The organism is Metapseudomonas resinovorans DSM 21078 (genome assembly GCF_000423545.1).
GTDB lineage: Bacteria > Pseudomonadota > Gammaproteobacteria > Pseudomonadales > Pseudomonadaceae > Metapseudomonas > Metapseudomonas resinovorans.
On record NZ_AUIE01000013.1, the window covers coordinates 41,909 to 64,823 of the forward strand.

Annotated in this window: 19 protein-coding genes; 1 reads left to right on the top strand and 18 read right to left on the bottom strand. The window is 62.7% G+C overall.

What is annotated here, in order from left to right; all coding sequences use genetic code 11:
• Window positions 1-100: 100 nt before the first annotated feature.
• Window positions 101-1,318 (bottom strand): bifunctional glutamate N-acetyltransferase/amino-acid acetyltransferase ArgJ, encoded by a 1,218-nt coding sequence (gene argJ / locus G559_RS0111990; protein WP_028628439.1) that lies wholly within the window; start codon window positions 1,316-1,318, stop codon window positions 101-103.
• A gap of 120 nt (window positions 1,319-1,438) precedes the next feature.
• Window positions 1,439-4,180 (bottom strand): preprotein translocase subunit SecA, encoded by a 2,742-nt coding sequence (gene secA / locus G559_RS0111995; RefSeq protein WP_028628440.1) that lies wholly within the window; start codon window positions 4,178-4,180, stop codon window positions 1,439-1,441.
• A 283-nt stretch (window positions 4,181-4,463) separates the two neighbouring features.
• Here secA and G559_RS0112000 point away from each other — a divergent pair, with 283 nt between their 5' ends.
• Window positions 4,464-4,925 carry a DUF721 domain-containing protein gene (locus G559_RS0112000; RefSeq protein WP_028628441.1) on the top strand — a complete coding sequence of 154 codons (462 nt, stop codon included), beginning with the start codon at window positions 4,464-4,466 and terminating at the stop codon, window positions 4,923-4,925.
• A 73-nt stretch (window positions 4,926-4,998) separates the two neighbouring features.
• Here the strand turns inward: G559_RS0112000 and lpxC are convergent, their stop codons facing one another.
• From lpxC to mraZ, 16 genes are all read right to left on the bottom strand, one after another.
• Entirely contained in the window at window positions 4,999-5,910 is a 912-nt protein-coding gene (lpxC, locus tag G559_RS0112005) for a UDP-3-O-acyl-N-acetylglucosamine deacetylase (RefSeq protein WP_028628442.1), read from the bottom strand.
• Between the two features lie 112 nt (window positions 5,911-6,022).
• Window positions 6,023-7,210, bottom strand: a complete 1,188-nt coding sequence (gene ftsZ / locus G559_RS0112010; RefSeq protein WP_028628443.1) for a cell division protein FtsZ — start codon at window positions 7,208-7,210, stop codon at window positions 6,023-6,025.
• 47 nt (window positions 7,211-7,257) lie between these two features.
• The gene (gene ftsA / locus G559_RS0112015) at window positions 7,258-8,508 is read right to left on the bottom strand and encodes a cell division protein FtsA (protein ID WP_028628444.1); all 1,251 of its coding nucleotides are present in this window, start codon (window positions 8,506-8,508) and stop codon (window positions 7,258-7,260) included.
• A 22-nt stretch (window positions 8,509-8,530) separates the two neighbouring features.
• A complete protein-coding gene (locus tag G559_RS0112020; protein WP_028628445.1) occupies window positions 8,531-9,394 on the bottom strand; it encodes a cell division protein FtsQ/DivIB in 864 nt (287 codons plus the stop codon).
• Between the two features lie 4 nt (window positions 9,395-9,398).
• The gene (locus G559_RS0112025) at window positions 9,399-10,346 is read right to left on the bottom strand and encodes a D-alanine--D-alanine ligase (RefSeq protein WP_028628446.1); all 948 of its coding nucleotides are present in this window, start codon (window positions 10,344-10,346) and stop codon (window positions 9,399-9,401) included.
• On the bottom strand, window positions 10,343-11,803 hold the full coding sequence (gene murC / locus G559_RS0112030) for a UDP-N-acetylmuramate--L-alanine ligase (RefSeq protein WP_028628447.1): 1,461 nt from the start codon (window positions 11,801-11,803) through the stop codon (window positions 10,343-10,345). The genes G559_RS0112025 and murC overlap by 4 nt, the downstream gene beginning before the upstream one ends.
• Window positions 11,796-12,866: an undecaprenyldiphospho-muramoylpentapeptide beta-N-acetylglucosaminyltransferase gene (gene murG / locus G559_RS0112035; RefSeq protein ID WP_028628448.1), complete on the bottom strand. Its 1,071-nt coding sequence runs from the start codon at window positions 12,864-12,866 to the stop codon at window positions 11,796-11,798. Before murG ends, murC begins: the two co-directional genes overlap by 8 nt.
• A complete protein-coding gene (gene ftsW / locus G559_RS0112040) occupies window positions 12,863-14,071 on the bottom strand; it encodes a putative lipid II flippase FtsW (protein ID WP_028628449.1) in 1,209 nt (402 codons plus the stop codon). Before ftsW ends, murG begins: the two co-directional genes overlap by 4 nt.
• Window positions 14,071-15,417 (bottom strand): UDP-N-acetylmuramoyl-L-alanine--D-glutamate ligase, encoded by a 1,347-nt coding sequence (gene murD / locus G559_RS0112045; RefSeq protein ID WP_028628450.1) that lies wholly within the window; start codon window positions 15,415-15,417, stop codon window positions 14,071-14,073. Before murD ends, ftsW begins: the two co-directional genes overlap by 1 nt.
• A 6-nt stretch (window positions 15,418-15,423) precedes the next feature.
• Window positions 15,424-16,506, bottom strand: a complete 1,083-nt coding sequence (gene mraY / locus G559_RS0112050; RefSeq protein WP_028628451.1) for a phospho-N-acetylmuramoyl-pentapeptide-transferase — start codon at window positions 16,504-16,506, stop codon at window positions 15,424-15,426.
• 2 nt (window positions 16,507-16,508) lie between these two features.
• A complete protein-coding gene (locus G559_RS0112055) occupies window positions 16,509-17,873 on the bottom strand; it encodes a UDP-N-acetylmuramoyl-tripeptide--D-alanyl-D-alanine ligase (RefSeq protein ID WP_028628452.1) in 1,365 nt (454 codons plus the stop codon).
• Window positions 17,866-19,329, bottom strand: a complete 1,464-nt coding sequence (gene murE / locus G559_RS0112060; RefSeq protein WP_028628453.1) for a UDP-N-acetylmuramoyl-L-alanyl-D-glutamate--2,6-diaminopimelate ligase — start codon at window positions 19,327-19,329, stop codon at window positions 17,866-17,868. The genes G559_RS0112055 and murE overlap by 8 nt, the downstream gene beginning before the upstream one ends.
• The gene (locus G559_RS0112065; protein ID WP_036997353.1) at window positions 19,329-21,062 is read right to left on the bottom strand and encodes a peptidoglycan D,D-transpeptidase FtsI family protein; all 1,734 of its coding nucleotides are present in this window, start codon (window positions 21,060-21,062) and stop codon (window positions 19,329-19,331) included. Before G559_RS0112065 ends, murE begins: the two co-directional genes overlap by 1 nt.
• Entirely contained in the window at window positions 21,059-21,352 is a 294-nt protein-coding gene (ftsL, locus tag G559_RS0112070; protein ID WP_028628455.1) for a cell division protein FtsL, read from the bottom strand. The genes G559_RS0112065 and ftsL overlap by 4 nt, the downstream gene beginning before the upstream one ends.
• Entirely contained in the window at window positions 21,349-22,296 is a 948-nt protein-coding gene (gene rsmH / locus G559_RS0112075) for a 16S rRNA (cytosine(1402)-N(4))-methyltransferase RsmH (RefSeq protein WP_028628456.1), read from the bottom strand. Before rsmH ends, ftsL begins: the two co-directional genes overlap by 4 nt.
• Complete coding sequence (mraZ, locus tag G559_RS0112080; protein ID WP_028628457.1) at window positions 22,293-22,748, bottom strand: division/cell wall cluster transcriptional repressor MraZ; 456 nt, start codon at window positions 22,746-22,748, stop codon at window positions 22,293-22,295. The genes rsmH and mraZ overlap by 4 nt, the downstream gene beginning before the upstream one ends.
• Between the last annotated feature and the right edge of the window lie 167 nt (window positions 22,749-22,915).

Sequence of the window (22,915 nt, forward strand, 5' to 3'; positions counted from 1 at the left end):
GATTTTCATCGAGGGATGAAAATCAGGAATGCCAGGCCAAGCCCGAGGGGGCCGGTTCATGAGCTGCTGCGCTGAAACGCAGCCGATCATGAACCGGTGCTCAGGTACGGTACTCGGCGTTGATCTTCACGTACTCGTGGGACAGGTCGGTGGTCCAGATGGTCTCGCTGCAATCACCACGACCGAGTTCGATACGGATGGTGATTTCCTCGCGGGCCATTACCGCCGCGCCTTGTGCTTCGGTATAGGTGGCGGCACGACCGCCCTGGCTGGCGATGCACACCTCGCCAAGGAACACGTCGATCTTGCTCACGTCCAGGTTCGGCACGCCGGCATACCCCACGGCAGCCAGGATGCGCCCCCAGTTGGGATCGGAGGCAAACAGCGCAGTCTTGATCAGCGGCGAATGGGCCACTGCATAAGCCACGTCCAGGCACTCCTGGTGATTGCCACCGCCGTTGACCTGCACGGTGACGAACTTGGTGGCGCCTTCGCCGTCACGCACGATGGCCTGGGCAATCTCCATGAACACGTCGAACACGGCCTGCTTGAGCTTGGCGAACAGTTCTCCGCTGGCCGCCGTGATTTCCGGCAGGGCGGCCTGACCGGTGGCGATCAGCATGCAGCAGTCGTTGGTAGAGGTATCCCCGTCGATGGTGATGCGATTGAAAGACTTGTTCGCCGCGTCGCGCACCAAGGCGTGCAACACGTCACGAGCGACCTTGGCGTCGGTCGCAATGTAGCCGAGCATGGTGGCCATGTTCGGACGAATCATGCCGGCACCCTTGCTGATACCCGTGATGGTGATGGTCACCCCATCGTGCTGGAACTGACGGCTGGCACCCTTGGGCTGGGTGTCGGTGGTCATGATGCCTTCGGCAGCCTGGGCCCAGTTGTCCACCTTCAGGTCAGCCAGGGCAGCCGACAGTGCAGCTTCGATCTTCTCGACCGGCAGCGGCTCGCCGATCACGCCCGTGGAGAATGGCAGCACAGCGTCCTCAGCCACACCGGCCAGGTCAGCCAGCTTGGCGCAGGCGCGGCGGGCGCGAGCCAGGCCGTCAGGGCCAGTGCCGGCGTTGGCGTTGCCGGTGTTGGTCAGCAAGTAGCGCACGTCTCCTTCCAGGCGCTCGCGCGTGATCAGCACGGGGGCGGCGCAGAAGGCATTGGTGGTGGTGACGCCGGCGATGGTAGAGCCTTCGGCGCAGCGCATCACGACTACGTCCTTGCGCCCAGGGCGCTTGATGCCAGCAGAGGCAATGCCGAGTTCGAAACCGGGTACCGGGTGCAGGGTAGGCAGAGGGCCAAGACCAACAGCCATGGGAAGCGCTCCTTTTTCAGCAGGCGACCAGCTGCGGTTGGCGCAGGCGGCCAGGGATATCAGGAAAAACGCCGCGAGCGGCAGAGCCGGTCGCGGCGTGGGAACTACTACGGCAAGGCCTTAGCTGATCTGACCGTGGCAGTGCTTGTACTTCTTGCCGGAGCCGCAAGGGCAAGGCTCATTACGGCCTACCTTTTGTTCAGCCCGTACCGGAGCGACCGCGGCAGCGACGGCGACGTCACCTTGCTCCTCGGCCATCTCGGGCTCCTCCAGACTGGGCGCAGCGGCATGCTGGAACTGCATGCGGCGGGCCATTTCCTCGGCCTCGCGGCGCAGGCGCGCCTCTTCTTCGGCCGGGTCCTCGCGACGCACCTGGACATGGGAGAGGACACGGATGGTGTCGCGCTTGATGGAGTCCAGCAAGTCCCGGAACAGCGTGAAGGACTCGCGCTTGTATTCCTGCTTCGGGTTCTTCTGGGCATAGCCACGCAGGTGGATACCGTGGCGCAGGTGATCCATGGTGGACAGGTGGTCCTTCCACAGGTCGTCCAGCACACGCAACAGCATCTGTTTCTCGAAAGCACGCAGCGCTTCGGCACCCGCGAGGTCTTCCTTCTCCTTGTAGGCAGCCAGGAGCTCCGCCATGAGCTTCTCGCGAAGGGTCTCTTCGTACAGTTTGTCGTCTTCATCCAGCCACTGCTGGATCGGCAACTTCAGGCCAAAATCACTGTACAGCGCAGCTTCCAGGCCAGCGATGTCCCACTGCTCCGGCATGGACTGCGGCGGGATATGGGCATCGACGGTGCTGCTCAGTACTTCTTCGCGGAACTCGGCAATGGTGTCGCCGATGTCATCGGAGGCCAGCAGCGTGTTGCGCATGTGGTAAATCACCTTGCGCTGCTCGTTGGCCACGTCGTCGTATTCGAGAAGCTGTTTACGAATATCGAAGTTGCGGCCTTCTACCTTGCGCTGGGCCTTCTCGATGGCGTTGGTCACCATGCGATGCTCGATGGCCTCGCCCGATTGCATGCCCAGCGCCTTCATGAAGTTCTTCACCCGGTCAGAGGCGAAGATGCGCATCAGGTTGTCTTCCAGCGACAGATAGAAGCGGCTGGAACCCGGGTCACCCTGGCGACCGGCACGACCACGCAACTGGTTATCGATCCGGCGGGATTCGTGACGCTCGGAAGCGACAACGTGCAGGCCACCGGACTCGATCACTTGCTGGTGGCGCTTCTGCCATTCGGCCTTGATCTGTGCAACCTGCTCGTCCGTCGGAGCGTCCAGAACGGCCACTTCGGCTTCCCAGTTGCCGCCGAGGAGGATGTCGGTACCACGGCCGGCCATGTTGGTGGCAATGGTCACGGCGCCTGGACGTCCAGCCTGAGCAATGATCTCGGCTTCTTTCTCGTGGTACTTGGCGTTGAGCACCTTGTGGTCGATACCAGCCTGGGTCAACAGCTGGGAGACATACTCCGAGCTCTCGATCGATGCGGTACCCACCAACACCGGGCGGCCATTGGCCTGGCATTCCTTGATGTCGGTGATGATGGCGGAGAACTTCTCTTCCTGGGTCAGATAGACCAGGTCGTTGAAGTCCTTACGAGCAACGGGACGGTGGGTGGGAATTACCACCACATCCAGGCCGTAGATCTGGCGGAACTCGAAGGCTTCGGTGTCGGCGGTACCGGTCATGCCGGACAGCTTCTTGTAGAGGCGGAAATAGTTCTGGAAGGTGGTGGAAGCCAGGGTCTGGCTCTCCGCCTGGATCGGCAGGTTTTCCTTCGCCTCGATGGCCTGGTGCAGGCCTTCGGAGAGGCGACGGCCCGGCATGGTACGGCCGGTGTGCTCATCGATCAGCAGCACCTGTTCGTTCTGCACGATGTATTCGACGTTGCGGTGGAACAGCGTGTGGGCACGCAACGCAGCATAAACATGGGTCAGCAAGCTGAGGTTGTGCGCCGAGTAGAGGCTCTCGCCCTCAGCCAGCAGGCCGGCCTCGGTGAGCATTTCCTCGATGAACTGGTGGCCCATCTCATTGAGCTCGACCTGGCGGGTTTTCTCATCGACCGAGTAGTGGCCTTCCTGAGTGACCTGGCCTTCCACCTCTTCGATGTGCTGCTTGAGTCGCGGGATCAGCTTGTTGATCTGGATGTAGAGCTTGGAGCTGTCTTCGGCCTGGCCGGAGATGATCAGCGGGGTCCGCGCTTCGTCGATGAGAATGGAGTCCACTTCGTCGATCACGGAAAAGTTCAGTTCGCGCTGGAACTTGTCGTCCAGGCTGAACGCCATGTTGTCGCGCAGGTAGTCGAAACCGAACTCGTTGTTGGTGCCATAGGTGATGTCGGCAGCGTAGGCGGCACGCTTTTCCTCCGGCGGCTGGAAGGGCGTGACGATGCCGACGGACAGGCCGAGGAATTCATACAGGGGACGCATCCAGTTGGCGTCGCGACGGGCCAGGTAGTCGTTCACGGTAACCACATGCACGCCCTTGCCGGACAGCGCGTTGAGGTAGACCGCCAAGGTACCCACCAGGGTCTTGCCCTCACCGGTACGCATCTCGGCGATCTTGCCCTCGTGGAGGGTCATGCCGCCGATCAGCTGGACGTCGAAGTGGCGCATGCCCATGACGCGCTTGCCGGCCTCACGCGCCACGGCGAAGGCCTCGGGCAGCAACTGGTCGAGGTTTTCGCCTTTACCCAGGCGCGCCTTGAACTCTTCGGTCTTGGCACGCAGCTGCTCATCGGACAGTGCCACCATCTGCTCTTCGAACGCGTTGATAGCCTGCACTGCCCTGGCCATGCGCTTCACTTCGCGTTCGTTCTTGCTTCCAAAGAGTTTCTTCAACAAGGGCGCAAACATATAGAGAGGTTCTTCCACACATTAGGATGGAGGGCGGCCTGGAGTCGCCCGCGCAGCCGCCATGGCTGCTTGCGAAGGGGGCATTCTACCCGGATTCCTTGTCGAGGAAAGCGGGAGCACTTCCCGGTCTCCGTAGGACGGCGTCCACAGCCCCCGGCCATGGCGCCTCGCAACGAACACGCCAGCAAATCGACCGTCCGAGCAATCGAATGACGCGCGCGCACCGTGGCGACGGGTACCCTCTGTTAATATGGGCTGCCCTGCCCTCATTCAAGCACTCACCATGGCGTTTCGTCCTTTGCCCGCCCGCTCCCCCGCCGCGCTTCTGCGCGAGGAGAAGCCATTGAAGGCGCTGTTCAATGAGGCGCAGCGTATCGACCAGCTGCAACAGCTTCTCGCCAGCCAGCTGCAACCCGCCGCCCGCGAACACTGCCATGTTGCCTCGTGGCGCGAGGGTCGGCTGCTGCTGGTCGTCACCGATGGCCATTGGGCCACAAGGTTGCGCTATCAGCAGGCCCGTCTGCTGCGGCAGCTCAAGGGATTCGACGCGTTCGCCGGACTGGAGCGGATCGTCTTCAAGGTCCAGCCGAGCTACACCCCGCACAGCCCGCCAGTGACCGAGGGCCGTCTATCTTCCAAGGCGGCGGAAAGCCTGCAAGCCACGGCGGACACTGTCAGTGATCCCCGGCTGCGGGAAGCACTGGAGCGCCTGGCGCGCCACGGCAAACCACAAACGCAAGACTGAGCAATGAGCGAAGCGCGAACATAAAAAAAGGCCACCCGAGGGTGGCCTTTGAAGTCAGGAAAGAGGGTATTGCTTAAACGGCTGCTACCGGTCGCATGTAGGAGATAGGTGCAGTCCTGGCATCCTCGAAGGTCACCACTTCCCAGGCATCCTTCTGCTCGATGAGCTGGCGCAGCAAACGGTTGTTCAGCGCGTGGCCCGACTTGAAGCCACGGAATTCGCCGATCAGGCTGTTGCCGAGCAGATAGAGGTCACCGATCGCATCGAGAATCTTGTGCTTGACGAACTCGTCCTCGTAACGCAGGCCGTCTTCGTTGAGCACCTGGTTCTCATCAACCACGATGGCGTTCTCCACGCTGCCGCCGAGTGCCAGGTTCTGAGAACGCAGGAACTCGATGTCGCGCATGAAGCCGAAGGTCCGCGCGCGGCTGACCTCCTTGACGAACGAGGTGCTGGAAAAATCCACGCTCGCACTCTGGGTACGGTTGCGGAATACCGGGTGATCGAAATCGATCTCGAAGCTCACTTTGAAACCGTCGAAGGGCACGAAGGTGGCGCGCTTGTCGCCCTCCTCCACAGTCACTTCGCGCAGGATGCGGATGAACTTCTTCGGCGCGTCCTGCTCCTGCAGGCCGGCGGATTGAATCAGGAATACGAAGGGACCAGCGCTGCCGTCCATGATCGGCACTTCCGACGCGGAGAGTTCGACGTAGGCGTTGTCGATGCCCAGGCCTGCCATGGCCGAAAGCAGGTGCTCCACGGTGTCCACCTTGACCTCACCGTTGATCAGTGTGGTCGACATGGTGGTCTCACCGACATTCTCGGCGCGTGCAGGGATATCCACTACGGGGTCGAGGTCGGTACGGCGAAACACTATACCGGTGTCGACTGGCGCAGGCTTGAGGGTCAGGTAGACCTTTTCCCCGGAATGCAGCCCCACGCCAGTGGCACGGATAATGTTCTTGAGAGTGCGTTGTCTGATCATGGCATTGGCCGCTTGTGCGCAAGTTGCGAACTGTTTTCAACAATGGGCGGCGATAATAGCAGAACCGCCCTTTGCTGAACACCAATCACCCTAATGCTCCTGATACAAATCATCAATCAGCCTGGCGACGCAGGAACGCCGGGATGTCCAGGTAATCCAGGTCATCCTGAGTGTTGAGCTTGGCCGCGGTGGCCGCGCCGGCGTGAGCCTGATTGCGCATCACGGTCGGGCGATCCAGGTCGCGATAATTGACAGACGGCTGCTCCGGACGAGTGGCTACAGTGGCGGTGGCCACAGTGGCTGCCTGCACGGTGTTGTCGACTACCTTGACCGGTTTCTCGATGCGCGCACCCAGGCCAGTGGCCACTACCGTTACGTGCAGTTCGTCGCGCATGTCCGGATCGATCACGGTGCCCACCTTGACGGTGGCGTGCTCGGAAGCGAACTGCTCGATGATGTTACCCACGTCGGAGTACTCGCCCAGGGACAGGTCCGGACCGGCGGTGATGTTCACCAGGATGCCGCGGGCGCCCTGCAGGTTCACGTCGTCGAGCAGCGGGTTGCGGATGGCCGCTTCAGTGGCTTCGCGAGCGCGATTCGGACCGCTGGCGCAGCCGGTGCCCATCATCGCCATACCCATTTCGCCCATCACGGTCTTAACGTCGGCGAAGTCGACGTTGATCATGCCGGGACGCTTGATGATGTCGGAGATGCCGCGTACCGCGCCGGCGAGCACGTCGTCAGCCTTGGCAAAGGCGGACAGCAGGCTGGCGTCCTTGCCGAGAATGGTCAGCAACTTCTCGTTGGGGATGGTGATCAGGGAGTCGACGCTTTCAGCCAACGAACGGATGCCCTCGTCGGCGATCTGCATGCGCTTGCGGCCTTCGAACGGGAACGGACGGGTCACCACCGCAACGGTGAGGATGCCCATTTCCTTGGCCACTTCAGCGATGATCGGCGCCGCACCGGTACCGGTGCCACCGCCCATGCCGGTGGTGATGAAGACCATGTCGGCGCCCTGCAGCACTTCGGCGATGCGCTCACGATCTTCGATGGCAGCCTGACGACCGACTTCCGGATTGGCACCGGCGCCCAGGCCCTTGGTGACACCTGGGCCGAGCTGCAGAACGGTGCGTGCTCCGATGTTCTTCAGCGCCTGGGCATCGGTGTTGGCGCAGATGAACTCGACGCCTTCAATGTTGCTCTTGGCCATGTGGTTCACGGCGTTGCCACCGCCACCACCGACACCTATTACCTTGATGACCGCTGTTTGCGGAACATTATCTACGAGTTCGAACATATCCCCTCTCCTTCCTTTTTTAGTTTTTCGCCTACTGCGTACCGCGGTTAAAAATTGCCCTGAACCCAGCGTTTGAGCCGTTCCAGTACAGGAGCCTTGGCGTCTTCGGAGTAGCCGAAGCTGCCTGTGGAAGCAGGCATGCCGTCGGACTGCTTCTGCAACCCGTACATCAGCAGGCCCACGCCCGTGGAATAGATGGGGTTGCGCACGACATCGGCGAGCCCCTTGACGCTATGCGGCACGCCGAGGCGCACCGGCATGTGGAAAATCTCTTCGGCCAGCTCGACCGCGCCTTCCATCTTGGCGGTGCCACCGGTCAGGACGATGCCGGCTGGGATCAAGTCTTCGTAGCCACTGCGGCGCAGCTCGGCCTGGATCAGGGTGAAGAGCTCGTCGTAACGGGGCTCGACCACCTCAGCCAGGGCCTGGCGCGACAGTTCGCGCGGCGGACGGTCGCCGACGCTGGGTACCTTAATGGTTTCACCGGCACCCGCCAGCTTGGCCAGGGCGCAGGCGTAGCGGATCTTGATCTCTTCGGCGTACTGGGTCGGCGTACGCAGGGCCATGGCGATGTCGTTGGTCACCTGGTCGCCAGCAATCGGGATCACCGCGGTATGGCGGATGGCGCCCTCGGTGAAGATGGCGATGTCGGTGGTGCCGCCACCGATATCCACCAGGCAGACACCCAGCTCCTTCTCGTCATCGGTAATCACCGAGTAGGCCGAAGCCAGTTGCTCGAGGATGATGTCGTCCACTTCCAGGCCACAGCGGCGCACGCACTTCTCGATGTTCTGGGCGGCGTTCACCGCGCAGGTCACCACATGCACCTTGGCTTCCAGGCGCACACCGGACATGCCCAGCGGCTCGCGCACGCCTTCCTGGTTGTCGATTACATAGTCCTGGGCCAGGGTGTGCAGTACGCGCTGGTCGGCAGGAATGGCCACCGCCTGGGCGGCGTCCAGCACACGCTCGATATCGGCGCCGCTCACTTCCCGGTCGCGAATCGCCACGATGCCGTGGGAGTTCAGGCTGCGGATATGGTTGCCGGCGATGCCGACGAACGCCGAGTGGATGCGGCAACCCGCCATCAGCTGCGCCTCTTCCACAGCGCGCTGGATGGACTGCACGGTGGACTCGATGTTCACCACCACGCCCTTCTTCAGGCCGCGCGACGGATGGGTGCCAATGCCAACGATTTCCAGTTGGCCGTCGGCTGCGACCTCGCCCACCAGCGCCACCACTTTGGAGGTGCCGATGTCCAGGCCGACGATCATCTTGCCGCTCTGTACGCTTGCCATGGTTCTAACCTTCTCTCTCAATTCACTGCACGGCGACCGCAGCCGCCGCTGGGGCCTCGACCGGCGTCCGCCAGGCCACTGCAAGGCCGTTGGGGTAGCGCAGGTCGACGCGCTCGATGTTCGCTATCTGATCCTTCAGCGTTTTCTCGTAGATCGAGATGAAACGCCGCATTTTCTCCACCAGATGATCCCGCCCCAGCAGCAGCTCGACGCCCTGGCCGGTGGACAGGAACCAGCTGCCGCGCTCACGCAGTTCCAGCCGGACTATGGAAAAGCCGAGCGGACGCAGCATCTGGCTGAGCATCTGGTATTGCTGCATCACTTGCTCCTGGGCCCGCTGCGGTCCCCAGAGTTGCGGCAGCTGTTCATAGTGGGCCAGCTCGCGCGGAGCAAAGGCCTGGCCCTGATTGTTCAAAAGCGCTTCATCGCCCCAACGGGCGATGGGTAGTTGTTCTTCCAGGCGGACCATCACCTGGTCCGGCCACACCCGACGTACCTCGGCATGGGCAATCCACGGCATCTGTTCCAGCTCGCGGCGCATGCCCGCCAGGTCGATGCTGAAGAAACTCGCGGCGATATACGGAGCGATTCGCTGCTGCACCGCCTGCTGGCTGATGTAGCTCAGGTCGCCCTGCACATTGACCTTGGCGATGGGCCGGTCGGCGTAAGGCAGCAGTCGCTGCGCCGCCTCATAGGCGCCGAAGCCGAGCACCGCCAGCATCACCGGCCAGGCCAGCTTCCGCAGGAAGCCGAAGCTGGGCTTGGGTAGGCGCTGCGTCAGCGGTTCCTTCGCCACCATCCGACTGGCGCCACGCGGCATCGGCTTGCGCGGCGGAACGGCGCGACCGATTACGGGTTCCTGACGACGGATAGTGGCGCTTCGCATGGAATCAGCCCCTTGCCTCGACGCTGTCGGTCAGAATCGCCAGCACCAACTGCTGGAAATCCAGACCCGCAGCGCGCGCTGCCATGGGCACCAGGCTGTGATCAGTCATGCCGGGTGCGGTGTTGACTTCAAGGAGCCAGAAACGCCCTTCAGCGTCCTGCATCACATCGGCCCGGGCCCAGCCCTGGATGCCGAGGGTTTCGCAGGCACGCGCGGTGAGCTGCTTCAGTTCCTCTTCCTTGTCCGCATCCAGGCCGCAGGGGATCTGGTAGCGGGTATCACTGGCCAGGTACTTGGCGTCGTAGTCGTAGAAGGTGTGCGGAGTACCGAGACGAATGGGCGGCAGCACCTCCCCGCGTAGCCAGGCGATGGTGAACTCCGGACCATGGATCCATTGCTCCACCAGCACCTGCGGGTCGTAGGCACCGGCATCACGCCAGGCCTCGATGAGTGCGTCGACGTTCTCCACCTTGGCCATGCCGATGCTGGAGCCTTCGTGGGCGGGCTTGACGATCAGCGGAAAGCCCAACTCGGCGGCGGCCTGGCGGCAATCCTGCTCGCTGGCGAGTACGGCGTGGCGCGGCGTCGGCAGACCGAGGCTGACCCACAGCTGCTTGGTGCGCAGCTTGTCCATCGCCAGGGCTGACGCCAGGATGCCGCTGCCGGTATAGGGAATGCCCAGGCACTCCAGCAGACCTTGCATGCTGCCGTCTTCGCCGCCACGGCCGTGGAGAATGATGAAGGCGCGGTCGATCTTCTCTGCCTGCAGGCGCTGCAGAAGGTCATCCCCCACATCGATGCCGAAAGCATCCACACCCGCGGCCTGCAGAGCCTGCAGCACCATGGCGCCGGACTTCAGCGACACTTCGCGTTCAGCGCTCTTGCCGCCGTAGAGCACGGCAACCCGGCCGAACGCAGCCGGTTCGAGGGTGGATTTCAATTGCGCGCTCATTTCGTCTTCCTCTTGGCGGCGTCAGCAGGCTGACCGCCAAACAACGGGTTCTGAATCAGTTGTGGCGCCAGCGCGCCGATGTCACCGGCACCTTGGCAGAGCAGAATGTCGCCGGGACGCAGCAGCGGCTTGACCAGCGGCGCCAGGTCAACGCCACGCTCGATATAGATCGGATCCAGTTGGCCGCGCTGACGGATGCTGTGGCAGAGCTGACGGCTGTCGGCGCCGGGGATCGGCTCTTCGCCGGCCGGGTAGACCTCCATCAACAGCAGCACGTTGGCTTCACCCAGCACCTGTACGAAATCGTCGTACAGGTCGCGGGTACGGCTGAAGCGGTGCGGCTGGTAGACCATGACCAGGCGACGCTCCGGCCAGCCACCGCGAACGGCCTTGACCACCGCAGCCACTTCGCGCGGATGGTGGCCGTAGTCATCCACCAGCATCACGCTGCCGCCTTCCACTTCCAGCTCGCCGTAGACCTGGAAGCGCCGGCCCACCCCTTGGAAGCCGGACAGGCCCTGGACGATAGCTTCATCGCTGATGCCCTCGTCGGTAGCGATGGCAATGGTGGCCAGGGAATTGAGTACGTTGTGGTTGCCCGGCATGTTCACCGAGACATCCAGCGGCTCGCGGTCCTTGCGCAGGACGGTGAACCAGGTGCGCATGCCTTCCTGGCGCACGTTGATGGCGCGTACGTCTGCGTCTTCGGAGAAGCCGTAGGTCACAGTGGGGCGTGCCACCTGGGGCAGGATCTCGCGGACCACAGGATCGTCTACGCAAAGCACGGCCAGGCCGTAGAACGGCAGGTTGTGGAGGAACTCGACGAAGGTTTTCTTCAGCTTGTTGAAGTCCCCCTCATAGGTACTCATGTGATCGGCGTCGATATTGGTGACCACTGCCACCATCGGTTGCAGATGCAGGAAGCTGGCGTCGCTTTCGTCGGCCTCAGCCACGAGGTAGCGGCTGGTGCCAAGCTGGGCATTGGTACCCGCGGCGTTCAGTCGGCCACCGATGACGAATGTCGGATCGAGGCCGCCGGCGGCGAAGACCGACGCGATCAGGCTGGTAGTGGTGGTTTTCCCGTGGGTGCCTGCGACGGCGATGCCATGGCGGTAGCGCATCAGCTCGGCGAGCATTTCGGCACGTGGCACGACCGGGATGCGGCGCTCCAGGGCAACCGCAACCTCGGGATTGGATTTGTTGACGGCGCTCGAAACCACCAGCACGTCAGCGTGCTCGGCATTCTCGGCACGGTGACCGATGAATATCTGCGCCCCGAACTTCTCCAGACGCTCGGTTACGGCCGAGGTCTTGAGGTCGGAACCGGATACCCGGTAACCGAGGTTCAGTAACACCTCAGCGATCCCGCACATACCCACACCGCCAATACCGACGAAATGAATACGGCGGATGCGGCGCATCTCCGGCTGCGGCATGGCTTTCTGACTCTCAACCATTGGCCACCTCCAGACAGATCTCGACCACAGTGCGTGTGGCGGCAGGTTTGGCCAGACGGCGGGCGGTAGCGCCCATGGCCTTGAGTTTCTCGGGCTGCATCAGGACCTCGGTCAGCTGAGCGGCCAGCTTGGCCGCGTCAGTGGAATGTTGCGGAAGAAGGACAGCCGCGCCCTCCTTCGCCAGATAATCGGCATTGCGCGACTGGTGATCGTCGATCGCATGGGGCAGCGGCACCAGGAACGATGGCAGTCCAGCGGCTGCCAGTTCGCTCACGGTCAAGGCACCCGCACGGCAGATGACCAGATCGGCCCAGGCATAGGCACGAGCCATATCCTTGATGAAGGGCGCGACCTCGGCTTCGACCGCAGCTTCGCGATAACGCTCCGCGGTGATCTCGTCATGTTTGCGCCCGGCCTGGTGGAACACCTCGGGACGCAAGTCCGCCGGTACTTTGGCCAAAGCTTCAGGCAGCAACTTGTTCAGCGGTTCTGCGCCCAGGCTCCCGCCCAGCACCAGCAGGCGCGGCTTGCGACCTGACAGCGCATCACGCGGGGTCTCCAGGAACAGCTCCTCACGCACCGGGTTACCGGTGGTCCGCCGTTTGTCGCTTTTCCCGAAGGTTTCGGGGAAGGCTTCGCACACGCGGCTGGCGAATGGCGCCAGGCTGCGGTTGGCGGTGCCCGCCACGGCGTTCTGCTCGTGGATGATCAGCGGCACACCGGACAGGCGAGCAGCCAGACCACCAGGCCCCGTGACATAGCCCCCCATACCGAGTACGCAGATGGGTTTCAGTTCACGCACGATGCGACGTGCCTGGAACAGCGACTTCAGCAACTCGAACGGTGCCTTGAGCAGCGACTTCAACCCCTTGCCCCGCAAACCGCTCACCTGAATGAGATGCAGGGGCAGACCGGCCTGGGGTACCAATTCGTTCTCGATACCTTTCGGTGTGCCCAGCCAATGCACCTTGAAGCCGCGCGCCTGAAACTCGCGGGCGCAGGCCAGGGCCGGGAATACGTGGCCGCCGGTGCCGCCGGCCATGATCAGCACGTTGCCGCTCATGGGCGCACCTCCTCGTCGAAGAAATCGCTCTCGACGAACTCCACTTCCTCATTGCCCAGTTGGGTACGCCGCTCCCACTCGATACGCAGCAGCAAGGCGAGACTGACGCAACAGATCACAAGGGAGCTGCCGCCGTAGCTGAGGAACGGCAATGTCAGTCCCTTGGTCGGCAGCAAGCCGACGTTCACGCCGATGTTGATCAGCACTTGGCCGATCCAGAGGAAAGCCAGGCCATAGGCGACATAGGCGGAGAAGTACTGGCGCGCCTTCTCGGCCCAGAGACCGATATAGAGAGCGCGGACGCTTACGAAGACGAACAGGCCGACGGTGGCCAGGGCACCGATCATGCCCAGCTCTTCGGCCAATACTGCGAAGACAAAGTCGGTGTGGGCTTCCGGCAGGTAGAACTGCTTCTGGATGCTGTTACCCAACCCCACGCCGAACCATTCCCCACGACCAAAGGCGATCAGCGCCTGGCTGAGCTGATAGCCGGCACCGTACTGGTCAGCCCAGGGGTCGATGAAGTTGGTCAGACGCTGCATCCGGTAACTCTGGCTGGTCATTACCAGCACACCAGCGGCGAGTACCGCACCGACCAGAGGGATGAAGCGCACCAGGTTAATGCCACCAAGGAACAACATGGCGATGCAGGCGCCCACCAGCACCACGGTGGCACCGAAGTCCGGCTCGGCCAGCAGCAGCACCGCAATCGGGCCCAGCACCAGCATCGGCTTGATGAAGCCGGTGAGTTTTTCACGCACCTCATCCTGGCGACGCACCAGGTAACCGGCGATGAACATCACGGTGAACAACTTGGCCAACTCAGACGGCTGCAGGTTGAACAGACCGAAGCCGATCCAGCGCTTAGCGCCGTTGACCTCGCGACCGATGCCAGGCAGCAGCACCAGGATCAGCAGAACGATGGCGGCCAGCATCAGCCGGGCGCCATGACGCTGCCAGAAGGCCATGGGTATCTGCAGGGTGACCAAGCCCGCACCGAGGCCAATCGTCAGGTAAACCAGATGACGGATCATGTGGTACAGCGGGTTGCCAGACGAGGCCGCCGCGACCTCCGACGAAGCCGAGGTGATCATCACCAGGCCCAGGCCGAGTAGCGACAGGCAACCAGCGAGCAACGGGAAGTCTATGTCGATGCCGCGGCGGCTGCGCAGCGGCGAGGGGGCGGCGAGCAGACGGGCCAGCATCAGGAGAGCCCCTCCACGGCTTGCGCGAACAGACGACCGCGTTCTTCGAAGTTCTTGAACATGTCCAGGCTGGCGCACGCCGGCGAGAGCAGCACGGCATCGCCGGCTTCGGCCAGCTCGGCGCAACGCTGCACGGCATCGTCCAGGGTTCTGACCCGCACCAGAGGAACTGCGTCCCCCAGAGCCTCGGCAATCAACTCGGCATCGCGTCCCAGCAGCACGACGGCGCGGCAGAAACGTGTCACCGGCGTCTTCAGTCCGGAGAAATCGGCGCCCTTGCCATCTCCACCGGCAATCAGCACCAGTTTGCCGTCGATGTCGGCTCCCAGGCCTTCGATCGCCGCCAGGGCCGCCCCGACGTTGGTGGCTTTGGAGTCGTCGTAGTAGGAAACGCCGTGCAGCTCACGTACCCACTGGCAACGATGGGCCAGACCGGCGAAGGTCCGCAGGGTGTCCAGCATGGGTTCGAACGGGAGGCCCACGGCATGTCCCAAGGCCAGGGAAGCCAGGGCATTGGACTGATTGTGGGCGCCGCGGACTTTCAGCTCGCGCACCGACATCAGCTTGTCGAATTGGTAGGCCAGGTACTTCTCGCCCTGTTCTTCGACAAGGCCGAAGGATTTGAAGTCAGGCTTGTTGAGGCCGAAGGTCCAGCAAGGCACCTGGTCCGCCACCAGTGGGCGAGACAGCGCATCGCCACGGTTGACCACAACCTGACGTGCGCCACGAAAGACGCGGTGTTTGGCCAGGTGATAGGCCTGCATGTCCGCGTAGCGGTCCATGTGGTCTTCACTGACGTTGAGCACCGTTGCCACCTCAGCGTTCAGCCGATCGGTGGTTTCCAGCTGGAAGCTCGACAGTTCCAGTACATAGAGTTCGATGTCGTCGGCCAGCAAATCCAGTGCCGGCGTGCCGAGGTTGCCGCCTACGGCGACGCGCTTGCCGGCAGCCTTGGCCATGTCGCCCACCAGCGTGGTGACGGTGCTCTTGGCGTTGGAGCCGGTGATGGCGACGATCGGCGCCTTGGCATGTCGGGTGAACAGCTCAATATCGCCGGACAGCTTGGTGCCGCGTCGGGCGGCTTCCTGCAATGCCGGCGTGGCCAGCGCCAGGCCCGGGCTCACATAGAGCTCGCTGGCGCGACCGAGGAAGTCCGGATCAAGCTCGCCACAACGCACTTCCACCTGCGGGAACTGACTCTGGAGCGTCGCAAGTTCCGGCGGGTTCGCACGCGTATCGGCCACGGCAAACGGAACGCCCTGGCGCGCCAGGAAGCGCACCAGGGACATGCCGCTCTTGCCGAGGCCGACAACGATGCGGAACTGGTCGGAAGCGATCAGCGTCACTCTCGGTTACCTCAATTTCAGGGTGGCTAGACCGATCAGCACCAGGATCACAGTGATGATCCAGAACCGTACGATGACCCGGGGTTCGGGCCAGCCTTTCAGTTCGAAGTGGTGATGAATAGGAGCCATGCGGAAAACGCGACGACCGGTCAGCTTGAACGACGCGACCTGGATCATCACCGACAGGGTTTCCATGACGAACACGCCGCCCATGATGAACAGCACCACTTCCTGGCGCACGATCACGGCGATAGTGCCCAGCGCCGCCCCCAGAGCCAGGGCACCTACGTCACCCATGAAGACCTGGGCCGGGTAGGTGTTGAACCAGAGGAAGCCGAGGCCGGCACCCACCAGGGCGGCACAGAACACGATCAGTTCTCCCGCACCCGGTACGTACGGGATGAGCAGGTATTCCGCGAATTTGATGTTCCCCGACAGGTAGCAGAAGATCCCCAGTGCGCCGCCGACCATGACGGTCGGCATGATGGCGAGCCCATCGAGTCCGTCGGTCAGGTTCACCGCATTGCTGGAGCCGACGATCACGAAGTACGTCAACACCACGAAACCGATGCCCAGCGGGATCTCGATGTTCTTCACCAGCGGCAGGATCAGGGTGGTCTCGGCCGGAGTGCTGGCGGTCATATAGAGGAAGATCGCGGCGGCGATACCAAATACGGACTGCCAGAAATACTTCCAGCGGCTCGGCAGGCCACGGGAGTTCTTCTCGATCACCTTGCGGTAGTCGTCTACCCAACCGATGGCGCCGAAGGCCAAGGTCACGGCCAGCACCACCCATACATAGCGGTTGGACAGGTCGGCCCAGAGCAGGGTGCTGATGCCAATGGCGGTCAGAATCAGCGCGCCCCCCATGGTCGGCGTGCCGGATTTCGACAAATGCGATTGCGGGCCGTCGTTACGCACGGCCTGGCCGATCTGGCGAATCTGCAGGGTACGAATCATCCAGGGACCGAGCCAGAGCGACAGCGACAGGGCTGTCAGGACGCCGAGAATCCCGCGCAGGGTCAGGTACTGGAATACGCCGAACCCTTTATGAAACTGTTGCAGGTACTCAGCGAGCAGCAGCAGCATGATTAGTGAGCCTCCCCCGTCCCGCAAAGCGCCGCGACGACTTTGTCCATCGCTGCGCTGCGGGAGCCTTTGATCAGAATTGTGGTGTTTGAGTCCTGCTCGCTGACCAGCGCCTGGATCAGGCTGGCCTGGTCGGCGAAATGACGCCCTTGGGTGCCGAAGGCAGTAACCGCATGTGCCATCAGCGGACCGACGGCGTACAAGGCGCTAACCTTGCCGCGCGCGTATTCGCCTACGTCACGGTGGCCCTGTTCGGCCCATTCGCCGAGCTCGCCCATATCTCCGAGCACCAGGACGGTGCGACCGGAAAAGCCGGCGAGTATATCAACGGCGGCGAGCATCGACGCGGGGTTGGCGTTGTAGCTGTCGTCGATTACGCGCATGCCGCTGGTGGCGAGCTGCGCTACGGCGCGGCCTTTGACAGGCTGCAGGTTTTCCAGGCCAGCCTTGATCCCGACCAATGGCACGCCCAAGGCATGGGCGGCTGCGGCAGCGGCCAGAGCATTGGCGACGTTGTGCGCCCCCAACAGGTTGAGCTGGATGTCCGCTTCGCCGACCATGCCACGAAGGCTGAAGGCCATGCATCCGCGGGCATCCCGAGCCAGGTTCTCAGCGCGCACGTCGGCGCGCGAATCATCCAGACCGAAACTGATGACTTTCCGACCGGCAGCACGTGTGTGCCAGATGTCGAATGCGCGGTCGTCACGATTCAGAACAGCGATACCGTCAGACGACAGCCCTTCGAGGATTTCACCCTTGGCCTCTACGATTTTCTCGGGCCCGCCGAATTCACCCACATGGGCAGTGCCGGCGTTGTTCAGGATCGCTACTTGGGGACGGGTCAGGCGTACCGTGTAGAGAATCTCGCCGACACGGGAGGCTCCGAGTTCGATGACGGCGCTGTCGTGTTCGGCGCCCAGTTCCAACAATGTCAGGGGCACGCCGAGATCGTTGTTCAAGTTGCCGCGGGTAGCCAGCACGGAACCCTGGGTCCGCAGGATGCTGGCGAGCATTTCCTTGACCGTGGTCTTGCCACTGGAACCGGTGACCGCGGCAACACGGCCGGTGAAGCCATCGCGGTTGTAGGCCCCCAGACGGCCGAGACCTTCGCGGGTGTCGGCCACCAGCAGTTGCGGAATTGGAGCATCAGCCACCTTGCGCTGTACCAGCGCAGCAACGGCACCTTTGGCGGCGACGTCCGAAAGGTAGTCGTGCCCATCGAAACGCGGGCCGACCAAGGCAACGAATAGTTGTCCGGCTTCAATCTTGCGGCTGTCGCTGGAGACGCCGGTAAAGGCGACATCGGCCCCCACCAGCTCTCCCTGGAGCGGCGCGAGCAGTTCAGACAACTGGAAGGGCTTAAGCATGCGGCACCTCCCAGGCATCCAGCGCCTTGGCAGCTTCGTCCAGGTCGGAGAAGGGATGACGCACGCCGGCGATCTCCTGGTAATCCTCATGCCCCTTGCCTGCCAACAGCACCACATCGTCAACATTGGCGGAGGCGATCAGCTGGGCAATCGCCATACCGCGGCCGGCGACAAACTCAACATTGTCGGCGTCGGCAAAGCCTGGACGGATGTCACCGAATATCTGCGCGGGGTCTTCGGTGCGCGGATTGTCATCGGTCACCAGCACCCGGTCGGCGAGGCGCGCGGCGACAGCCGCCATCAGTGGGCGCTTGCCGCGATCCCGATCACCGCCACAGCCGAACAGGCAGAGCAGGTGACCCTGGACGTGAGGGCGCAGGGCTTGGAGAACTTTTTCCAGCGCATCCGGCGTGTGGGCGTAATCCACTACCACCAGGGGTTTCTCGCCTCCCCCCAGGCGCTGCATACGGCCAATCGGGCCTTGCAGCGACGGCAGCACATGCAGTACGTCGGCCAGCGGGTAATCCATGGCCAGCAGCGCGCCAACCACGGCAAGCAGGTTGCTGAGGTTGAAACGGCCCAGCAGCGGGCTGCGCAGAAGGCCTTCGCCCTGGTGGGTAACTACGTGGGCGCTTACACCGTGATCGTCGAAACGGGCTTCGCGGCAATAAAGGAAGGCACTGGAATCTTCCAGGCTGTAGCTGAACAAGCGCGACTCGTGCTGCTCGTTAGCCAGTTGGCGACCAAACTCGTCATCCAGGTTGACTACCCGCGCACGCAGGTTAGGCCAACTGAACAGCCTGGCTTTGGCGGCCGCATAGGCCTCCATGGAACCGTGGTAGTCCAGATGATCACGGGACAGGTTAGTGAACACCGCTACGTCGAAGTCCAGGGCGGCAACCCGGCCCTGCTCCAGACCATGGGAAGAAACTTCCATCGCCACGGCTCGGGCACCGGCCTGCTTCAGGTTGGCCAACGTAGCTTGCACGGCCAGCGGGTCGGGTGTGGTGTGACGGCCGCTTTCCAGCTCGCCGTAGAATCCGGTACCCAAGGTGCCGACAATGCCGCAACGCTCGCCCAATTGGTCAAGGGCCTGGGCCAGCAGTTGGCTGACACTGGTCTTGCCATTGGTGCCGGTGACGCCAACGAGGCGCAGGGCACGGCTCGGCTCGCCATAGAAGCGGCCGGCAATGGCCGACAGCTGGTTAGCCAGGCCTTTGATCGGAATCAGTTCCGCGCCGACAACCTCAGGCACCTCGGCACCAGCAGTTTCATAGGCCACGGCGACCGCACCGCGCGCCACGGCGTCGGCGATATGGGCACGACCGTCGTGCTGTGCGCCGGGCACAGCCAGAAACAGATCGCCCGGACGCACTTTTCGGCTATCCAGGGTCAGTTCGCGAATCAAGGTGGCGCATTGTGCTTGGAGCAGTAGTTGGTTCAGTGGCATGGGCATCAGATCCGCCCTCCTTTGCCGGTAACCGCGTTTGCGGTTTGTTGTTCCTCGGTGGGCAGGTTGTCTGGCGCGACGTTCATCAGCCGCAGGGCGCCGGCCATGACCTTGCCAAATACCGGGGCCGAAACCAGGCCGCCGAAATAGCCCGCCTTGCTGGGCTCGTCGATTACCACCACCATCGCAATGCGCGGATTTGTGGAAGGACCGAAGCCCGCGAATAGCGAGCGATAGGCGTTCTGGGTGTAGCCCTTGGTTCCTACGCTGGCTTTACGTGCCGTGCCACTCTTGCCGGACACGTGGTAGCCCGGCACCTTGGCGCGGAATACGCCGCGCGGCGCCTCGACCACCTGCTGCAGCATGACCTGCATGGTCCTGGCGACATCTTCGGGAATGACCTGGACGCCATCGGGGACGTTGTCCACCCGAGTCATCGACAGCGGTACCGCCTGGCCGTTATTGGCCAAGGTGGCGTAGGCGTGGACCAACTGGATCGCGGTGGTCGACAGGCCATAGCCATAGGACAGGGTCGCGGTTTCCGCCTTGCGCCATTCGCGGTGGTTGGGCAGATTGCCCACGCGCTCACCCGGGAAGCCAAGGCCGGTATCCTGGCCCAGGCCGAGCTTGCGCATGGTGTCGTAGATAGTCTCGCCGCCGATATCGAAGGCGATCTTGCTCATGCCGACGTTACTGGAGTTGATCAGGATACCGGTCAGGTCGAGGATCGGACCTTCGCTCCTGGATACGTCCTTGATGGTGTAGCGGCCTATCTGCAGGGAGCCGGGGTAGACCTCGACCTTGTCCTCAGGCTTCCAGCGGCCGGTCTGCAGGGCCGCAGACATGGAGATGGGTTTTACAGTCGAGCCCGGCTCGAACACGTCGATCATGGCGCGGTTGCGCATGGCCGCCGGTTGCAGGTTACGACGGTTGTTCGGGTTGTAGGTGGGCTGGTTGGCCATTGCCAGCACCTCGCCAGTCTTCACATCGACAATCACGAGACTGCCCGCCTTGGCACCATTTTCAACCAGGGCGTTGCGCAGCTCCCTGTGGGCCAGGTATTGCAGGCGCAGGTCAATGGACAGGGCCAGGGTCTTGCCAGGCTTGGCGTTGCGGGCAACCTGAACGTCCTTGATCAGACGACCACGGCGGTCCTTGAGTACCTGGCGCTTGCCTGGCACACCAGCCAACCACTCTTCGAAAGACAGCTCGACACCTTCACGACCGCGGTCATCGACATCCGTAAAGCCCACTACATGAGCGGTGACTTCGCCCGCCGGATAGAAGCGGCGAAATTCTTCGATGCCGTAAACCCCCGGCAGCTTGTTGGCGATGATGGCCTGTCCCTGCTCCGGTGTAAGACCACGCACCAGGTACATGAACTCGCGGGTGGCGTTCTGCTCGATGCGCTGGGCAAAGGCCTTCGGATCCTGCCCCAGCGCCTGGGCGATCTTCGGCCACTCGCCGCGCAGCGCCATCAAGTCCTTGGGATTGGTCCAGAGGGTAGTAACCGGCGTACTAACCGCCAGGGGCTCACCATTGCGATCGGTGATCAGGCCGCGGTGAGCGGGAATCGGGATATGCCGCACGCTGCGTGCATCGCCATGCGCCTTGAGGAAGTCATGGTCAATCACGTGCAGGTCAACGATACGCCAGGAGATGGCACCGATCATGATGGCGAGCAAACCCAGGACGACCCGGAAGCGCCACGGATAGAGCGCGCCTTCGAGTTTCATCATGGCGCCACCATCCGCACTTCAGTCGGATCGGGGATTCGCATCTTCAGCTGTTCGCTGGCCAGGGACTCGATGCGGTTGTGTGCAGTCCAAGTGCTCTGCTCGAGAACCAGGCGCCCCCATTCGGCCTGTGCCTTGTCGCGCACACTGAGCTCCGAATAGAGCTCGTTGAGTAGCTTGCGGTTCCAGTGGGCGCTGTACGACACCGCGATGGCGGACAGCAGGACGCCCGCGAACAGCAGCAACATCAGCAGGCTGCCGCCAGGCAATGGCTTGGCGTAGATGCGGCTCATCGCACCTTCTCCGCCACACGCATAACTGCGCTACGCGAGCGCGGGTTGGCCTTGAGCTCTTCGTCCGACGCGTACTGCGGCTTGCCCAGCAGCTTCAAGCGCGGCTCGAAGACAGCCTGGCGAACCGGCAGGTCACGGGGCAGCTTGTCGGCTTCGCCCTTGGCGTGTTTGCGCATGAACAGCTTGACGATGCGATCTTCCAGCGAGTGGAAGCTGATCACCACCAAACGACCGCCGACAGCAAGGGACTCGAGCGCAGCATCCAGCCCCTGCTCCAGGTCGCCGAGCTCATTGTTGACATGAATGCGAATGCCTTGAAACGCGCGGGTAGCAGGATTCTTGCCCTTCTCCCAAGCGGGATTGGCCGCGGTCAACACAGCAGCCAGATCGGCGGTGCGCTCGAATGGTTTCTCAGCACGACGCTGCACCACGGCACGGGCCATTCGCTTGGCGAAACGCTCTTCTCCGTAGTCCTTGAAGACGCGGGCGATTTCGTCCTCGCCAGCGCTGGCAATCCACTGCGCGGCACTCTGGCCGCGGCCAGGGTTCATGCGCATATCCAGCGGACCATCATTTAGGAAACTGAAGCCACGCTCCGGATCGTCCAGTTGCGGGGATGACACGCCAAGGTCGAGCAGAACGCCGTCCACCTTGCCGCCCAAGGCGCGCGCCTGCACCTCATCACCCAGCTCGGCAAAGCTCCTTTGCACAATGACAAAGCGGCCGTCATCGGCCGCCAGAGCTTGCCCCGCTGCAATCGCTTGCGGGTCTTTGTCGAACCCCAACAAGCGCCCGCCGGGCCCGAGCCGCTCCAGAATGAGCCGACTATGCCCACCTCGCCCGAAGGTGCCATCCAGGTAGCAGCCGTCTGCGCGCAAGGCGAGTCCTTCCACTGCCTCTTCGAGCAGTACGGTGATATGACGGAAGCTGCTGGTTGCGCTCACAGGATTAGGTCACGTAGTTCATCCGGCAGACCGCCAGGTTGTTTGATTGCCATGAGATCCGCCTCGGAAATCGCGTTCCAGGCATCTTCATCCCACAGTTGAAATTTGTTCAGTTGGCCGACCAGCATGGCCCGCTTGTCCAGACTGGCGTGCTCACGCAGGCGCGGCGGAACAAGGAAACGCCCGGCGCTATCCAGCTCCAGGTCCACGGCATTACCGATCAGCAGACGTTGCAGGCGGCGAGTTTCCTCGCGCAGGGAAGGCAGCTCTCGCAGCTTGGCTTCGATGAGCTCCCATTCAGGCAGGGGATAGACAGTCAAACAGGGATCGACGGCGTCGATTGTCACGATGAGCTGCCCACCACAACGCGAAACGAGCTCATCACGATACCGACTTGGCATCGCGAGTCGCCCTTTGGCGTCGAGACTGATGGCGTTAGCTCCGCGAAACAAGGCTGCGCTCCCCCATTGATTGGCTTTCCGTGCCAGTAAATCCCACTTCTACCCACTTCGCTCCACTTCCGCACACTATAGAAATGCGCAAGCCCCACCGTCAAGGCGCGCAAAAGCGGAAAATTCCTTACAGGACGGCAATTTAGCGAGGGTTCGGAAGGGATTGG

Bases quoted from the DNA above. Each gene is read 5' to 3' on its own strand.
- G559_RS0112020 (WP_028628445.1), bottom strand. From the start codon at position 9,394: ATGCGAAGCGCCACTATCCGTCGTCAGGAACCCGTAATCGGTCGCGCC.
- G559_RS0112055 (WP_028628452.1), bottom strand. From the start codon at position 17,873: ATGCTTAAGCCCTTCCAGTTGTCTGAACTGCTCGCGCCGCTCCAGGGA.
- lpxC (WP_028628442.1), bottom strand. From the start codon at position 5,910: ATGATCAGACAACGCACTCTCAAGAACATTATCCGTGCCACTGGCGTG.
- murE (WP_028628453.1), bottom strand. From the start codon at position 19,329: ATGCCCATGCCACTGAACCAACTACTGCTCCAAGCACAATGCGCCACC.
- ftsL (WP_028628455.1), bottom strand. From the start codon at position 21,352: ATGAGCCGCATCTACGCCAAGCCATTGCCTGGCGGCAGCCTGCTGATG.
- ftsW (WP_028628449.1), bottom strand. From the start codon at position 14,071: ATGCTGGCCCGTCTGCTCGCCGCCCCCTCGCCGCTGCGCAGCCGCCGC.
- mraY (WP_028628451.1), bottom strand. From the start codon at position 16,506: ATGCTGCTGCTGCTCGCTGAGTACCTGCAACAGTTTCATAAAGGGTTC.
- G559_RS0112065 (WP_036997353.1), bottom strand. From the start codon at position 21,062: ATGATGAAACTCGAAGGCGCGCTCTATCCGTGGCGCTTCCGGGTCGTC.
- G559_RS0112000 (WP_028628441.1), top strand. From the start codon at position 4,464: ATGGCGTTTCGTCCTTTGCCCGCCCGCTCCCCCGCCGCGCTTCTGCGC.
- ftsZ (WP_028628443.1), bottom strand. From the start codon at position 7,210: ATGTTCGAACTCGTAGATAATGTTCCGCAAACAGCGGTCATCAAGGTA.
- G559_RS0112025 (WP_028628446.1), bottom strand. From the start codon at position 10,346: ATGAGCGCGCAATTGAAATCCACCCTCGAACCGGCTGCGTTCGGCCGG.
- murC (WP_028628447.1), bottom strand. From the start codon at position 11,803: ATGGTTGAGAGTCAGAAAGCCATGCCGCAGCCGGAGATGCGCCGCATC.
- ftsA (WP_028628444.1), bottom strand. From the start codon at position 8,508: ATGGCAAGCGTACAGAGCGGCAAGATGATCGTCGGCCTGGACATCGGC.
- argJ (WP_028628439.1), bottom strand. From the start codon at position 1,318: ATGGCTGTTGGTCTTGGCCCTCTGCCTACCCTGCACCCGGTACCCGGT.
- secA (WP_028628440.1), bottom strand. From the start codon at position 4,180: ATGTTTGCGCCCTTGTTGAAGAAACTCTTTGGAAGCAAGAACGAACGC.
- murG (WP_028628448.1), bottom strand. From the start codon at position 12,866: ATGAGCGGCAACGTGCTGATCATGGCCGGCGGCACCGGCGGCCACGTA.